This is a genomic window from Stenotrophomonas sp. LM091 (assembly GCF_001806305.1).
GTDB classification, from domain to species: domain Bacteria; phylum Pseudomonadota; class Gammaproteobacteria; order Xanthomonadales; family Xanthomonadaceae; genus Stenotrophomonas; species Stenotrophomonas bentonitica_A.
The window spans coordinates 1,409,215-1,425,459 of sequence record NZ_CP017483.1; the positions used below are offsets into that span (position 1 = coordinate 1,409,215).

Here is a 16,245-nt window from a genome sequence, read left to right on the forward strand (position 1 = left end):
GGGCCACAAGCAGCCACGCATGGCGTGGCCCTACCCGTCCTCGCGTGCCAACAGACTGCCGGCATACAGCGCGGCCAACAACAGCGTGAGGCCTCCCCAGAAGGTGGAATAGAACGCCAGATGCGTGTTGAGCGGGAACACGGTCACCGCCAGCGCCAGCATCGCCGGGCGTGCGCGCTCACGGGCCTGGGCCGGCGCGAAGCGCCACGCGCGCCACGCCTGTGCGACCGCCGCCAGCCACAGCAGCAGGCCGAGGATGCCGGTTTCAGACAGTATCTCGAGCACGATCTGGTGCGCGTGCAGTGCCGGACCCGCGCCCCAGACTTCCTGGGCGGCAGGGTCCGGGTTGCAGGCCGGGTAGGCGTCGCGGAAGCCACGTGCGCCGACGCCGTTGATGGGGTGCGCTTCGATCATGCAGGCAGCCGCCGCCCAGATCTGCGCGCGGCCGGACAGGGCTTGATTGACGCCATCGCTCTCACCCTCCCAGGCCATGGCGGTACGCGCAACGCGGTCACCGACCTGGGGCACGGTCACGGCCAGGACGACCGCTGCCACCGCACCGAAGGCGACGCAGGCCAGCAGCCCGCGCACGCCGATCAGGCGCCAGCCGGAGAACACCAGCACCAGCGCATAGGTCAGCCAGGCCGCGCGCGAACCGGCCAGCACCAGCACCACCCCCACCGCAGCCGCTCCCAGCGACCAGCCGAGAATGCCGGCGCGGCGGGAGGCCGCGAACAGCAGGAACGGCGAGAGGCTGGCCAGCACCTGGCCGAACTTGAGATTGCAGGGGCCGAGCACCCCGCTGAGCCGGTCCACCAGTGCCATCTCTTCAGGCGAGCACAGGCCGTGGCCACTGACGGCCCACTTGAGCTGGTCCATCGACCAGAACAACGGACTGCTGCCGATGAGGGCCTGGGCCAATGCATCGGCGGTCCACAGGCCGGTGATCGCGGCCAGGCCGCCCAGGGTCAGCGCGCGCCGCTGCGGGGTGGCCACGGCTATCGCCACCAGCCACATGAAGGGCAGGTAGCGTAGGCCGGCGGCGGTTTTGCGCCACGCGGTGCCGGGGTCGATCGCATCGAAGGCGGACACTGCCTGTGGCAGCCAATAGCCCAGGAACAGGATGCTGGTCAGCGCCCACGCCGGGCTGCTGAGCAGCCGCTGATTGCCCTGCAGCCGCAGCTGCACCATGCGCACTGCCGCATACAGCGCGCCGAGTACCAGCACGCCTTCGGCGATGCCCGGCAACGGCCACAGCGCAACGAACGCGATGACCCACCACGGCGCCCAGCGGCCAGCGCGGGAGGCCGGCGACCCGGGCACGAGGGTCGTCTCAGCCGACGAGGGAGGCATAGAGCTGGAGCGTGTCACGCTGCATCGCCTGCAAGGTAAACGGGATCCGCGACGGCAAGGCCGGCGGCTGCAGCAACAGCTGCTGCGCGCGCGCCAACAGCGCATCGGCGTCGCCCAAGGGTACCGCGCCGGAGGGTTGCAGCTGAGTCAACAACTCGCCCACGCCGCCGTGGTTCCAGCCCAGCACGGGGCGCCCCACCGACAGCGCTTCGACCACGGTGCGGCCGAACGCTTCGGCCTTGTCCGAGAGCTGAAGCACCAGATCGCTGGCCGCATAGGCCTGCGCGATGCGCGAGGTCGGCGCGGTCATCAGCACCGCATCGAACACACCCAGGCTGCGTGCCTGGGCGTCCAGTTCGGCGACATAGGATTCGCGGCCCGGCTCGCGCGTGCCCGGCATCCACAGTCTGGCCGGCACGCCGGCAGCATGCAGCCCGGCCAGCAGGGTCAGGGCGTGGCGATGCCCTTTCAGGCGGGTGCCGCGGCCCGGCAGCAACAGCAGCGGCGCATCGCCGGCCAGCGCCGGATGCTGCCCGGCCACGGCCAGGCGCGCGCGCCTGTCCTGGCGGCCCACGCGCGGGAACTGCGCGACATCGACACCGCGGGGGATCACCTGCAGCCGCTCGGCCGGGACACTGGGGTAATGCGTCTGCACGAACTCGCGCACGCTGTTGGACACGCAGATCACGCGCTCGCCGCTGGTCATCACCGCGCTGTAGCGGCCCGGGGAATTGAGGCCGTGCACGGTGGTGACCCAATGTGGGCGGGTCGCCGCCGGCAGATTGCGCACCGCGTACAGGCCCAGCCACGCCGGCAGCCGCGAGCGCGCGTGCACGATGTCCGCGCCCACCTCATTGAAGAGATTGCGCAGGGTCAGCACGTGACGCAGCGTCAGCAGCGATTTGCGGCCGATATCCAGGGTCAGGTGTTCGGCGCCACTGGCCAGCAGCGGCTCGACCAGGCGCCCACCGGCGGACACGACGATGGCCCGGTGGCCGGCGGCAACCAGGGCGGAGGCGATCTCAAGGGTGGAGCGTTCGACCCCGCCGGAGTGCAGCGCCGGCAGCAGCTGCACCACGGTCAGTCGGCGCACAGTGTGGTCCGCGGATCAGTCGGCGAGCACGAACACGGCGCCGCAGTACGGGCACGCGGCCTCGCAGTTGGGCTCGTCTTCGATCGGCAGGTACACGCGCGGGTGCGAGTTCCACAGCGCCATTTCCGGCGTCGGGCAGCTCAGCGGCAGGTCGCTGCGGTGCACGGTGTAACGCTTCTCGGCGTTGGCGGGCGCAGTGGCGGTATGGCTCATGGCGTGGACACACAAAGGGGGTTGCGAGACCGTGGATTCTAGCATCTGGTGGCCGCGTCAGGCCGCAGGGGCCCTGCGGGTGCCTGGCGCCGCCGCGGGTGGCCCGGCGACGCATCATCGGTCCTTTTAAATCGATCCAAATTGATTGTCAACAATTCGATATGAAACGGATTTGCCGGATTTAGATCGAACTAATTGCACTTGTCAGGGCCAGTTGCGGTGATGCAGGATCGACCGGTACCGATCATCGACCCGATCGCCTGCCCGCCCCCACCGGACATGCATCGCCTCTTTACCTGCCGTCTGCCGATGGCTGGGGCGACGCCGTCCGCCGTGGCCATCGATGCGGGTCCTGCCTGCCGCCTGCCCTTCTCGGGAGACCCTTGCATGACCCTGTCCGACCTGCGCCCCGCCCGCCGCGCCCTTCCCCTCGCTCTGGCCTTGGCCTGCGCCTCGATCGCTCTGCCGGCCGCTGCGCAGGACCTGCAGACCTCGTTCGAGCCCGGCCAGCCGGCCCCGGCCGCGGCGGCCGGCGACGGCGCCCTGCAGGTCCGGATCGGCAATGGCCCCGCCGCGCCCTACGCAGCCAAGCCCGGCGTCGGTTACAGCGGCCTGCATGCGCTGCATTACGCCAGCACCGGCGGCCAGGCGCGCCGCCAGCTCTTCGAAACCGATCTGACCATCGACGCCGACACCACCCTGTCCTGGCTCGTGCTGCCCGAGATCGTCGGCAAGGACACCGTGGCCTCGACCTACGTCTCGCTTGACCTGGTCCTGGACGACGGCACGCGCGTTTCGGCCAGTGCCGCGCGCGATCACCATGGCGTGGCGCTGGGCGCGCGCGCGCAGGGCGATTCGAAGACGCTGTACCCGCAGCAGTGGGCGCGCAAAGCCGTGCGCCTGGGCGACACCCCGGCCCTGCGCGGGCGGCGCGTGGTCGCACTGGAGCTGGAGGTGGCCAGCGCCGACGGCGCCCCGGTCGCCGGTTGGATCGACGACGTCCGCCTGCAGGCGCAGCCGCGCGGCACGCCGCAGCGTCCCTCGGACTGGGTGCTGACCACCCGCGGCACGCAGGCCAACGGCACCTTCTCGCGCGGCAACAATTTCCCGGCCACCGCCGTGCCGCACGGCTTCAACTTCTGGACGCCGGTGACCGATGCCGGCTCGCTGACCTGGCTGTACCGCTGGAACGAACAGAACGACGCGGCCAACCGGCCGCGCCTGCAGGCGCTGGCACTGAGCCACCAGCCCAGCCCGTGGATGGGCGACCGCCAGACCTTCCAGGTGATGCCGTCGGCCACGCGCGGGGTGCCCGACGCCGATCGCAGCAAGCGCGCGCTCACCTTCTCGCGCGAGAACGAACAGGCCCGTCCGTACCGCTATGACGTGCGCTTCGACAACGGCATCGCGGCATCGATCGCGCCAACCGACCACGCCGCGGTGTTCCGCTTCGTATTCCCGGAAGGGGGCGATGCCAACCTGCTGTTCGACAATGTCGATGCCCGCGGCGGGCTGACCCTGGATGCGGCGACCCAGACGCTCTCCGGCTACACCGACACCCGCAGCGGCCTGTCCACCGGCGCCACCCGCATGTACGTGGTGGCCAGCTTCGACCGGCCGTGGCGCAGCAGCGGCACCGTGGAGACCGGCCGCCCGACCGGCTACATCAAGTTCGATGCCGGTGCCGACCGCCGCGTCTCGATGCGCATCGCCACCTCGCTGATCTCGGTCGAGCAGGCGCGCCACAACCTCGCGCTGGAGCTGTCGGCCGCTGACGATGTCGACCGCGTGGCCGCACGCGCGCAGGATGCCTGGGACCAGCGCCTGGGCCGCTTCGACGTGGGCGACGCCACCGACGACCAGAAGACCACGCTGTATTCCAACCTGTACCGCCTTTACCTCTATCCCAACTCCGGGCACGAGAACGCCGGTACTGCGGCGGCACCTGACTGGCGCTATGCCAGCCAGGCCAGCGCCTCGGATGAGAACACCGACGGTAGCGCCACGCGCAGCTTCGCGCCGGTGCGCGACGGCAAGGTCTACGTCAACAACGGCTTCTGGGACACCTTCCGCACCACCTGGCCGGCGTATGCGCTGTTCACCAAGGACGATGCCGGTGCGCTGGTGCAGGGCTTCCTGGAGCAGTACCGCGCCGGCGGCTGGGTCGCCCGCTGGTCCTCGCCCGGCTATGCCGACCTGATGGTGGGCACCAGTTCGGACGTGGCCTTCGCCGATGCATGGCTGAAGGGGATCGGCGGTTTCGACGCGCAGGAGGCCTATGCCGCCGCGCTGAAGAATGCGACCGTGGTTCCGCCGGACCGCCATGTCGGGCGCAAGGGCATGGACCGTTCCACCTTCCGCGGCTACGCCACCGCCGATGTGCATGAAGGCATGTCGTGGACGATGGAAGGCGCGCTCAACGATTTCGGCGTGGCCAACATGGCAGAGGCGCTGGCCAGACAGGCCGATACCCCGGCCGCCCGCGAACGCTATGCCACTGAAGCCGATTATTTCCGTCACCGCGCTGGCACCTACGCCACGCTGTTCGATCCGGCCGCGGGCTTCTTCCAGGGGCGCAAACCGGATGGCAGCTGGCGGCTGGATGCCAAGGACTACGACCCGCGCGTGTGGGGCCATGACTACACCGAATCCAACGGCTGGACCTTCGCCTTCACCGCCGCGCACGACGGCGAAGGGCTGGCCGCGCTGTACGGTGGCCGCGAGCAGCTGGCGGCCAAGCTGGACACGTTCTTCGCCACCCCGGAAACCGCCGATGCCGCGTTCTCGGGTTCCTACGGCGGCACCATCCATGAAATGACCGAGGCGCGCGATGTGCGCATGGGCATGTACGCGCACAGCAACCAGCCGGCGCACCACATCCCGTGGATGTACCTGTATGCCGGGCAGCCGTGGAAGACCCAGCAGCATGTGCGCGAGATCCTGTCGCGCCTGTACCTGGGCAGTGAGATCGGCCAGGGCTACCCGGGCGATGAGGACAACGGCGAGACCTCGGCGTGGTACCTGTTCGCGTCGCTGGGCATCTATCCGCTGCGCATGGGCGCGCCGGAGTACGTGATCGGTTCGCCGCTGTTCCGCCACGCCCGTGTCGAGCTGCAGGGCGGCGCGGTGCTGACCGTCAACGCGCCGGAGAACTCGGCCACCAACATCTACGTGCAGTCGTTGAAGGTGAACGGCACGCCGTGGACCAGGACCTGGCTGCCGCACGAGCTGCTCGCCAAGGGCGCCACGCTGGACTTCGTCATGGGCCCGGAACCTTCGCGCTGGGGCACCGGCCCGGATGATGCACCGCGCTCGCTCACCGCGCGCGGCCAGCAGCCGGCCCTGCTGCACGACCTGCTTGGCAGCGGCGCCACCGCCCAGCTCGGCGACGGGCGGGCGGCCACGTCGCTGATCGATGACGACGCGGCCACGGCGCTGCCGCTGGGCGGCTCCAGCACGATCACCTTCAGCAACGTCGCCGCGGGTACACCCTCGATGTACACCCTGACCAGCGGCAATGGCCCGATCCGCGGCGGCGAATGGACGCTGGAGGCACGCACCACCGGGGGCCGCTGGGTGCAGGTCGACCAGCGCCGGGGCGAAGCCTTCGCCTGGGCCATGCAGACCCGTCCGTTCCGCATCGCCCAGCCGGGCCGCTATGCCGAGTACCGCCTGCGCATTGCGGCACCCGGCCGCCTGCAGCTGGCCGAAGTCGAACTGCTCGCCCCGGCCACCACCCGATGAGGCCCCGCATGCCGATCTCCCGTTGCCTGTTGGCCGCCCTGCTGGTCGGCGCCGGGCTGGCCGATGCCCACGCGTTCGAGACCACACAGACCCGCGAGGATGTGACCCTGCACTACCGCGACCCCAGCGATGCGCTGGCCGCGCCGGTGCGCGAGCGCATCATCGAGACGTTTTTCGGCGCCTACCTGCGCGAGCGCGCCGATTTCCATCCTGCCGCGCCGACCCAGGTCGGCATCGTGATCGACCCCGGTTACGACGGCATCGCCTTTGTCGGTGAGAAGGCGCAGGCGGCGACGATCACGATCAACCCGGCCTGGCTGTCCAAGCACCCGGGCGACATCGACCTGGTTACCCATGAGGCCATGCACATCGTGCAGGGCTACCCGGAGTACGCCAACGCGCGCGTGCCGGGCTGGCTGGTGGAAGGCATCGCCGATTACGCCCGCGACCGCTACGGCAAGGACAATGCCGGGGCCGGCTGGGCGTTGCCCACGCAGGTCAAGCCGGAGCAGAACTTCGATACCGGCTACCGGGTGACCGGTGCGTTTCTCGCCTGGAGCGAGGCGCAACATCCCGGGCTGGTGAAGGCGCTTGATGGCGCCCTGCGCGAGGGGCGCTACACGCCGGCGTTGTGGGAAACGCTCAGCGGCGTGGCGTTGCCGGCGTTGTGGGAACAGTACGTGCGGGCACGCTGATTGCTCCAAGTGCCCGATCGGCGTCTGCGGGGCGCCGGCCAGCGGCCGGCACTACCGGTGCCATCGGTGCCCACGGTTGTTGGTAGGCACCGACCGTTGGTCGGTACGCTTTCGTGGGTCAGCGCGCGCCCACCAACCCGGCGTAGAGCGCGAACAACTGCTGGAAATACCGCTTCGTGCGTGGATCGCGCATGACACCGTTCCCGTGGCTGGCCGTGGAGGATATGGTCGGGCCCAGGGTGGCGACGCCCCCACCGGAGCGCCACCACGGCCGGGCCGCGTGGTGCTATTGGGCGCCTGGGAGGTTGCAGGGCGGTGACGTCTGTGCGGCGCGCGTGTGGCAGAGCCACCGGTTTCGCTGCCTGAAACGAGAACGCGCCCCGAAGGGCGCGTTCTGGCAACTGAGATCAAAAAGACCGGCAGGTTACGCGCCGTTCTTTTCGGCCTCCAGCTGCTTGCGGATCTGCGCATCCACGGCCGCGATCGCGGTCATGTTGAGCACGCGGCGCGAGGTCGCGCTGGTGGTCAGGATGTGCACCGGCTTGGCCACGCCCATCAGGATCGGGCCGATCGCCACGCCGTCGGTGAACACGCGCACCAGGTTGTAGGCGATGTTGGCCGCTTCCAGGTTGGGCAGCACGAACAGGTTGGCGCGGCCCTTCAGCGTGCTGTTGGGCAGCAGCTTCTGGCGCAGGGCTTCATCCCATGCGGTGTCGCCCTGCATCTCGCCATCCACGTTCAAGCGCGGGTTGCGCTTGAGCAGCATCTCGCGGACCGCACGCATCTTCAGCGCGTCCCTGGAATCGTGGCTGCCGAAGTTGGAGTGCGACAGCAGCGCCACCTTCGGCTCGATGCCGAACAGCTTCATTCGGTACGCCGCCTGCAGCGTGGCTTCGGTGATCTGCTCGGCGGTCGGGTCTTCCTGGACGTGGGTATCCACGAAGAAGAACACGCCCTGCTGGTTGATCACGCCGGTCATCGCCGAGGTGGAGGTCACCTTGGCTTCCAGCGGCAGCACGCTGCGCACGTAGCCCAGCTTCTTGTGGAAGCGGCCGACCACGCCGGTCAGCATCGCGTCGGCTTCGCCGCGCGCCACCATCACGGCCGCGATCAGGGTCGGGCGCGAGCGCATCAGGTTCTTGGCCGCGGCCACGGTCACACCGCGGCGGCCGGTGAGGTTGTGGTAGTACTGCCAGTAATCGTTGAAGCGCGGGTCGTCGTTGATGTTGGTGATGTCGAAGTCGACACCGGCCTTCATGCGCAGGCCCAGGCGCTCGATACGCGATTCGATCACGTCCGGGCGGCCGATCAGGATCGGCTGCGCCAGGCCTTCATCGACCACGTTCTGCACCGCGCGCAGCACCACTTCTTCTTCGCCTTCGGCGTACACCACGCGCTGCTTGTCCGAGCGGGCGCGGTCGTAGACCGGCTTCATCATCAGGCTGGTGCGGTAAACGAACTGGGCCAGCTTCTCGCGGTAGGCGCCCATGTCGGCGACCGGACGGGTGGCCACGCCCGAATCCATCGCGGCCTGGGCCACGGCGGCCGACAGCTCCACCAGCAGGCGGCGGTCGAACGGACGCGGAATCAGGTAGTCACGGCCGAAGCTCGGGGTCTCATCGCCATAGGCCGAGCCCAGGTCGCTGGCCTCGCGGCGTGCCATTGCGGCGATCGCGTGCACGCAGGCGATCTTCATTTCCTCGTTGATCGCGGTCGCGCCGACGTCCAGCGCACCACGGAACAGGTACGGGAAGCACAGCACGTTGTTGATCTGGTTCGGGTAGTCCGAACGACCGGTACCGATCAGCGCGTCCGGACGCACCGAACGGGCCACTTCCGGCATGATTTCCGGGGTCGGGTTGGCCAGGGCGAAGATCACCGGATCCTTGGCCATGGTCTTGACCATGTCCGCGGTCAGGATGCCCGGGGCCGACAGGCCCAGGAAGATGTCCGCCCCATCGACGATCTCGGCCAGCGTGCGCTTGTCGGTATCACGCGCGTAACGCGCCTTCTCCGGGTCCAGATCGCTGCGGCCGGTGTGGATCACGCCGTCGCGGTCGAAGGCGAGGATGTTCTCTTTCTTCAGGCCCAGCGAGACCAGCATGTTGACGCAGGAGATGCCCGCCGCACCCATGCCGGTGGTGGCCAGCTTCACCTCTTCGATCTTCTTGCCGGTCACCAGCATGGCGTTGAGCACGGCCGCACCGACGATGATCGCAGTGCCGTGCTGATCGTCGTGGAACACCGGGATGTTCATGCGCTCGCGCAGCTTGCGCTCGACGATGAAGCACTCCGGTGCCTTGATGTCTTCCAGGTTGATGCCACCGAAGGTCGGTTCCAGCGAGGCGATGATGTCGACCAGCTTGTCCGGGTCGTTTTCATCGATCTCGATGTCGAACACATCGATGCCGGCGAACTTCTGGAACAGCACGCCCTTGCCTTCCATGACCGGCTTGCCGGCCAGCGGGCCGATGTTGCCCAGGCCCAGCACGGCGGTGCCATTGGAGATCACGGCGACCAGGTTGCCGCGCGCGGTGAGCTCGCTGGCCTGCTGCGGGTCGGCCATGATCGCCTCGCAGGCGTGTGCCACGCCCGGGGAGTACGCCAACGACAGATCGCGCTGGGTCAACATCGGCTTGGTCGCGGTGACCTTGATCTTGCCGGGCGGCGAGAGCCGGTGATAGTCGAGGGCTGCCTGTTTGAAATCTTCGTTGGACATCGCTTTCTGCAGATGAATGGGCGAGAGGAACAGGGGATCATACCCCCGTTGGCGTGGACGGACCTGTCGCTACGCTGTCGCGGTCATGCTGCAACCGCACATAATCCAGCAGCGCGCACCGGGCCTTCAAAACAAAACATGGCCGTGCCGCCCCGGCAGGAACGGCACGACCATGCACCACACAATCAGCTCATCGGGCTCAATGCGCCGGGGCCGGGAGCGTCGCCGGCAGGTCATCGACCACCAGCGGCGGCAGCTCGGCTTCACGGCCATCGAGCACCATCGCCAGGCGGTCACGGTCCAGCGCGTTTTCCCAGCGCGAGACCACCACCGTGGCCACGGCATTGCCGATGAAGTTGGTCAGCGAGCGGCATTCGCTCATGAAGCGGTCCACGCCCAGGATCAGCGCCATGCCGGCCACCGGCACTTCCGGCACCACCGCCAGGGTGGCGGCCAGGGTGATGAAGCCGGCACCGGTGACGCCGGCAGCGCCCTTGGAGCTGAGCATCGCCACCAGCAGCAGCGCGATCTGGTGGCCCAGGGTCAGCTCGGTGTTGGTGGCCTGGGCGATGAACAGCGCGGCCAGGGTCATGTAGATGTTGGTGCCGTCGAGGTTGAACGAGTAACCGGTGGGGACCACCAGGCCGACCACCGACTTGCTGCAGCCAGCCTTTTCCATCTTCTCCATCAGCGAGGGCAGCGCCGATTCCGAGGATGAGGTGCCCAGCACCAGCAGCAGCTCGGCCTTGAGGTAACGGGCCAGCTTGAACACCGAGAACCCGCACAGGCGGCAGACCACGCCCAGGATCACCGCCACGAACAGGAAGGCGGTCAGGTAGAACGAGCCGACCAGCCAGGCCAGGTTGACCAGCGAGCCGACCCCGTACTTGCCGATGGTGAAGGCGATCGCGCCGAACGCGCCGATCGGGGCGGCCTTCATCAGGATGTGGACCAGGCGGAACACCGGCGCGGTCAGCGCCTCCAGGAAGGTCAGCACCGGGCGGCCCTTCTCGCCGGTCAGGGCCAGCGCGATGCCGAACAGCACCGCCACGAACAGCACCTGCAGGATGTTGCCCTCGACGAAGGCACTGACCAGGGTGGCCGGGATGATGTCCATCGCGAAGCCGACCAGGGTCAGCTCATGGGATTTCTGCACATAGCCGTTGACCGCAGTCTGGTCCAGGTCGGCCGGGTTGATGTTCATCCCCGCGCCCGGCTGCACCACGTGCGCCACCACCATGCCGACCACCAGGGCCAGCGTGGAGAAGAACAGGAAGTAGGCCATCGATTTGGCGAACACCCGGCCCACGGTGCGCAGGTGGGTCATGCCGGCGATGCCGGTGACGATGGTCAGGAAGATCACCGGGGCGATGATCATCTTCACCAGCTTGATGAAGGCGTCGCCCAGCGGCTTGAGCGATTCGGCGAAGGCCGGCTCGTAATGGCCGAGGATGGCACCGAGGACGATCGCCACCACCACCTGGAAATACAGTTGGCGGTAGAACGGCAGCGGCTTGGCCGCCAGCGGGGCGGTGGTGGGAACGTGCATGGGAAAGCTCCGGCAGTGTCACGAAGGATGCCGGCCGCATTGGGCGGCATCTGGCGTGGCCTTTTTACGCCCGCATCTCGCCAACGCAGATAACCTATTGGTACTAGCCCCCCGGTTCAGCTGGCCGGACTGCCTACACTGCCCCGGCACCGCGCCCCCACGGCGGCGGGTGGCCCGGCAGCGGATCAAGGGGGACAGACCCACAGATTTGCCGTCCGCGGCCGTTGTTGTTCTGCCCCACCCTTATTCAAGCAGCTACCGCCCATGCGCCCTACGCCCCTGTTCATCGCCCTGGCCCTGACCACCGCCCCGCTCGCCGCCACCGCGGCCGACTGGGACAACTGGCCGACCAAGACCACTTTCAGTGACGGTACCGAGCTGGCAGCGACTGCCAACATCGCCTATGACCTCAACGACTTCTCCGGCGGCAGCGGCATCGAAGACGCCGACGCCGTGCGCCGCAAGGAATTCGGCGCGACCCTGAAGAAGAAGGGCGTGTACGACGCCATGGTCTATTACGACTTCCAGGCCGACACCTGGCTGGACGTGTTCGTCCGCTTCGAGAGCAAGGCCTTCTTCGGCAGCGACATCGGCCGCTTCCGCTTCGGCTACATGAAGACCCCGGTCGGCCTGGACGCCGGCACCTCCTCGCGCGCCGGCAGCTTCCTGGAAACCGCCCTGCCCGTGCAGGCGTTCTACGAAGGCCGCCGCACCGGTGCCGAATGGGTGCTGGAGCGCCCGCAGTACCTGCTGCAGGCTGGCGCCTACGGCGGCAAGGACCTGCAGGGCGACAACCCCGGCACCACCCAGGCCGTGCGCGGCGTGTGGACCCCGGTCAAGGCCGCAGGCGACGTGGTCCACCTGGGCCTGGCCTATTCGCAGGAAAACCCGCGCGGTTACCGCGATGGCCGTGACGTCTCGCACGCCGCCAGCGCGCGCCTGCGTGCGCGTCCGGAAGCCGGCCTGACCGACATCCGCCTGGTCGACTCCGGTGCCCTGACCACCGCCGACAAGATCGTGCGCACCGGGCTGGAAGGCATCTGGATCCGCGGCCCGTTCTCGCTGCAGGGCGAAGCGCTGCAGACCACGGTCAGCCGTGACGGCAAGCCGGATTACACCGGCAGCGGCCAGTACGCGATGGCGAGCTGGATCCTGACCGGCGAATCGCGCCCGTACAGCGCCGGCGCGGTGGCCAACGTCAAGCCGGCCCACGGCTACGGCGCGGTCGAGCTGGTCACCCGCTACAGCCGCATCGATCTGGACGATGCCGACGTGTTCGGCGGCCGCCAGCACGATTGGACCCTTGGCGCCAACTGGTACCTGACCTCGCACTTCAAGTTCCAGGCGAACTACGTCAAGGTCGACGCCAGCCGTCGCGGCGTGCGCAGCCAGCCGGAGATCTTCGAACTGCGCGCGCAGATGCATTTCTGAGCCCGCCCGGCGGACGCGTTGACGCGCGTCCGCCCTGCCCTGCCTAAACTGGCGCCATGTATCTCGTCTCCCGCTATCGCCCCTGGTGGCTGCTCATCGTCCTGATGCTCGGCGGCACGGCGCTGTGTGCGCTGCTGGCCGGGCGCTATGCGCAACAGCGGGCGCTGGATGACGAAAGCCTGCAGGTGCGGCGTCAGCTCGGCCTGTATGCGCAGACCCTGCAGCAGCGCATCGATCGCTTCGGCACGCTGCCGCAGGTGCTGGCGCTGGATCCGGACCTGCACCAGGCGGTGTCCCATCCGCTCACCGCCGCCGAGCGGCAGCGGCTGAACCTCAAGCTGGCCCAGGCCAACAGCGTCACCCGTGCCTCGACCCTGACCCTGATCGACCGGCACGGCATCGCCGTGGCCGCCAGCAACTGGGACCAGCCGACCAGCAATGTCGGCGAGGACTACAGCTACCGCCCCTACTACCAGCAGGCGATGGCGCGCGGCAGCGGGCATTTCTACGGCATCGGCATGACCACAGCCGTGCCGGGCTACTTCCTCTCGCAGGCGATCTACGACGATCGCGGCACCGTGCTGGGCGTGGTGGCGATCAAGATCGAGCTGCGCGCACTCGAACAGGAATGGCTGCAGAGCCCGGACATCGTGCTGGCCACCGACGCGCATGACGTGGTGTTCCTGGCCAACGGCGATGCCTGGCGTTACCGCCTGCTGCGCCCGCTCGGCCCGCAGGAGCGCAGCGAGATGCTGGCAACCCGCCAGTACGCCGACCGCTCGCTGCAGCCGCTGCAGGCCCGCACCGCGGAGGTGCTCGCCGATGGCGGGCGCATGGTGCGTGTGGAGCAGCCCGCCCTGCCACGGCCGGTGCTATGGCAGACCCTGGCCCTGAACGAACCGCAGTGGAAACTGCACCTGCTGCATGACGCCAGCGCCAGCACGGCCGTCGGCCGCAGCGCCGCGCTGGCCGCTGGCGGGATCTGGTTGGCGCTGTGTTTCCTGGGCCTGTTCGTGCAGCAGCGCCGACGCCTGGCCGCGCACCGCCAGCGCAGCCGGCGCGAGCTGGAAAGCGTGCTCAAGCAGCATGCACAGGAGCTGCGCACCGCCCAGGACGGCGTGCTGCAGGCCGCGCAGCAGGCCGACAGCGGTCTCAGCCGCAGCCTGGCCCACCTGCCACAGGGCGTGGTGGTGATCGACAACGAGCAGAAGCTGGTGGCGTGGAACGCACGCTACCTGGAGCTGTTCCGCTTTCCGACCGGGCTGATCCGGGTCGGACGCCCGATCGAGGAGATCTTCCGCTACAACGCGCGCCGTGGCCTGCTTGGCCCCGGGCCGATCGATGAAGCCATCGAACGCCGGTTGAACCATCTGCGCAGCGGGCGCCCGCACATGCGCGAGAGCGAGAAAGACGACGGCACGGTGCTGGAGATCCGCGGCAACCCGCTGCCCGACGGTGGCTTCGTCACCAGCTACGCCGACATCACCGCCTACAAGAACACCGCGCGCGAACTGCGCTCGCTCGCCGATGCGCTGGAGCACCGCGTCGCCGAGCGCACCCGGGATCTGGATGAAGCGCGCCGCGAAGCCGAACGGGCCAACCGCTACAAGTCGCGCTTCGTGGCCTCGGCCGTACACGATCTGCTGCAGCCGCTGAACGCCGCGCGGATGTTCGTTTCGGTGCTGCGCGGCAAGCTGCAGGGCGACGCGCGCGAACTCAGCGAGCACGTGGATGCCGCGCTCGCGGCGCAGGACGCCATCCTCAACAGCCTGCTCGATATCTCGCGGCTGGAATCGGGTGCGCTGCAGACCCATGTGCGCGCCTTCGCGCTGTCGCCGCTGCTGGAAACGCTGGCGCGCGAGTTCGGGCTTGCTGCCGAAAGCCGCGGCCTGCAATTGCGCTGGGTGGATACGCGGGCGGTGGTGGTCAGCGACGAGGCGTTGCTGCGCCGGATCCTGCAGAACTTCCTGTCCAATGCGCTGCGCTACACCCCGCGGGGCCGGGTACTGATCGGCTGCCGCCGCGACGGTGCCCAGCTGCGCATCGAAGTGCATGACCAGGGGCCGGGCATTCCCGACAGCCTGCAGGGCGAGATCTTCGAAGAGTTCCGGCGGCTGGACGATGGCGTGGACCAGGAACGCGGGGCCGGGCTGGGCCTGGCGATCGTGGAGCGCATCGGCCGCCTGCTCGGCCACCCGATCCGCCTGCGCTCGACGCTGGGGCGTGGCAGTGTGTTTTCGGTAAGCCTGCCCATGGGCGAGGCGGCAGACGTGGTGCCCGCATCGGCGCCCGCGGCTGCCCCGGTGGTGGACACCGGCGATGACAGCCCGCTACGCCATTGCCGGGTCTGGAGCATCGATGATGATCCGCGGGTCTGCGCCGCCACCCGCGCGCTGTTGGAACGCTGGGGCTGTGCGGTGGAACTGGCCGATGGCCCGCAGGCCGCGCTGGACCTGGCCGCGCCCGCCACGGTGCCGCAGCTGCTGCTGCTCGATGTGCGCATGGGCGAGTTCCATGGCCCCGATCTTTACGAGGCGCTGTGCGTGCAATGGCAGGCGCGGCCCCCGGTGATCCTGGTCACGGCCGAACGCGACGATGCACTGCGCGCACAAGCGGCCGAAAACGGGTGGGGATTTCTGTCCAAACCGGTGCGTCCGCCGGCCTTGCGCGCGCTGATGACGCAGGTGCTGCTGCGCCATCGCGGTGATGCCACGCGCTAGATGCCGGCGCCTGCGTCCCCTTCCGGCTCCAGCGCCTTCACCAGCACCGCCGCCTGCGTGCGGCTGTGGCACTCGAGCTTCTTCAGGATCGCGGTCACGTGCACCTTGACCGTATTTTCGGCCAAGCCCAGTTCATAGGCGATCTGCTTGTTGAGCAGGCCGTCGGCCAGGCACAACAGCACCCGGAACTGCTGCGGGGTCAGTTGCGCCAGCCGCGTGGCCAGCAGCGCATCGGATTCGGACCGCTCTGCCGCCATCGCCGGGAACCACACGCCGCCATCGAGCACCGCCGCCACCGCCTGGCCGAGCGTTTCGGCCGGCGCTGATTTGGGAATGAACCCCGCCGCGCCGAACTGCTGCGCCCGCCGGATCACGCGCGGGTGGTCGTTGGAGGACACGATCACCACCGGTATGTCCGGATGCGCACCGCGTACGTGCAGCAGCGAGGAGAATCCGCGCGCACCGGGCATGGTCAGGTCGAGCAGGACCAGTTCGATTTCGGCGTGCTGATCGAGCGCGCTTTCCAGCGTGGCGGCACTGGCCACTTCGATCACGTGGACCTGGGGCAGCGCCTGACGCAGGGAATGCACGACCGCAGCGCGGAGCAGCGGGTGGTCATCGGCGACCAGGACGGTGATGTCACTCATGCACGAAGTGTGGCATGCCACCCGGCGCACTGTCGCATTCGGCCGCTGACAGCTGGATGACAGCTCACCGGTGACAGGGTC

General features: G+C 68.7%; 10 protein-coding genes. 4 read left to right on the forward strand and 6 right to left on the reverse strand.

The window, feature by feature from the left end; genetic code table 11:
• Window positions 1-30: 30 nt before the first annotated feature.
• Genes BIZ42_RS06205 through BIZ42_RS06215 form a run of 3 tightly spaced genes read right to left on the reverse strand, consistent with a single transcriptional unit; the run spans window position 31 to window position 2,659 of the window.
• Window positions 31-1,353: an O-antigen ligase gene (locus tag BIZ42_RS06205; RefSeq protein ID WP_070425879.1), complete on the reverse strand. Its 1,323-nt coding sequence runs from the start codon at window positions 1,351-1,353 to the stop codon at window positions 31-33.
• A complete protein-coding gene (locus BIZ42_RS06210) occupies window positions 1,334-2,446 on the reverse strand; it encodes a glycosyltransferase (protein ID WP_070425880.1) in 1,113 nt (370 codons plus the stop codon). The genes BIZ42_RS06205 and BIZ42_RS06210 overlap by 20 nt, the downstream gene beginning before the upstream one ends.
• A gap of 15 nt (window positions 2,447-2,461) precedes the next feature.
• Entirely contained in the window at window positions 2,462-2,659 is a 198-nt protein-coding gene (locus BIZ42_RS06215; RefSeq protein ID WP_019183790.1) for a zinc-finger domain-containing protein, read from the reverse strand.
• 387 nt (window positions 2,660-3,046) lie between these two features.
• On the opposite strand from BIZ42_RS06215, the gene BIZ42_RS06220 reads away from it, so the two are divergent.
• Together BIZ42_RS06220 and BIZ42_RS06225 are read left to right on the forward strand one after the other, a co-directional pair.
• A complete protein-coding gene (locus BIZ42_RS06220; RefSeq protein ID WP_070425881.1) occupies window positions 3,047-6,403 on the forward strand; it encodes a GH92 family glycosyl hydrolase in 3,357 nt (1,118 codons plus the stop codon).
• Window positions 6,404-6,411: 8 nt separating this feature from the next.
• Entirely contained in the window at window positions 6,412-7,098 is a 687-nt protein-coding gene (locus BIZ42_RS06225; RefSeq protein ID WP_237393566.1) for a basic secretory family protein, read from the forward strand.
• Between the two features lie 424 nt (window positions 7,099-7,522).
• Here BIZ42_RS06225 and BIZ42_RS06230 read toward each other — a convergent pair whose 3' ends face one another.
• Window positions 7,523-9,817, reverse strand: a complete 2,295-nt coding sequence (locus tag BIZ42_RS06230; RefSeq protein WP_019183787.1) for an NADP-dependent malic enzyme — start codon at window positions 9,815-9,817, stop codon at window positions 7,523-7,525.
• A gap of 199 nt (window positions 9,818-10,016) precedes the next feature.
• Window positions 10,017-11,366, reverse strand: a complete 1,350-nt coding sequence (locus tag BIZ42_RS06235; RefSeq protein WP_070425883.1) for a dicarboxylate/amino acid:cation symporter — start codon at window positions 11,364-11,366, stop codon at window positions 10,017-10,019.
• Between the two features lie 264 nt (window positions 11,367-11,630).
• On the opposite strand from BIZ42_RS06235, the gene BIZ42_RS06240 reads away from it, so the two are divergent.
• Window positions 11,631-12,797, forward strand: a complete 1,167-nt coding sequence (locus BIZ42_RS06240; protein WP_019183785.1) for a porin — start codon at window positions 11,631-11,633, stop codon at window positions 12,795-12,797.
• A 56-nt stretch (window positions 12,798-12,853) separates the two neighbouring features.
• Window positions 12,854-15,517: a PAS-domain containing protein gene (locus BIZ42_RS06245; RefSeq protein ID WP_070425884.1), complete on the forward strand. Its 2,664-nt coding sequence runs from the start codon at window positions 12,854-12,856 to the stop codon at window positions 15,515-15,517.
• Here the strand turns inward: BIZ42_RS06245 and BIZ42_RS06250 are convergent.
• On the reverse strand, window positions 15,514-16,164 hold the full coding sequence (locus tag BIZ42_RS06250) for a response regulator transcription factor (protein ID WP_070425885.1): 651 nt from the start codon (window positions 16,162-16,164) through the stop codon (window positions 15,514-15,516). The genes BIZ42_RS06245 and BIZ42_RS06250 overlap by 4 nt on opposite strands.
• Window positions 16,165-16,245 lie beyond the last annotated feature (81 nt).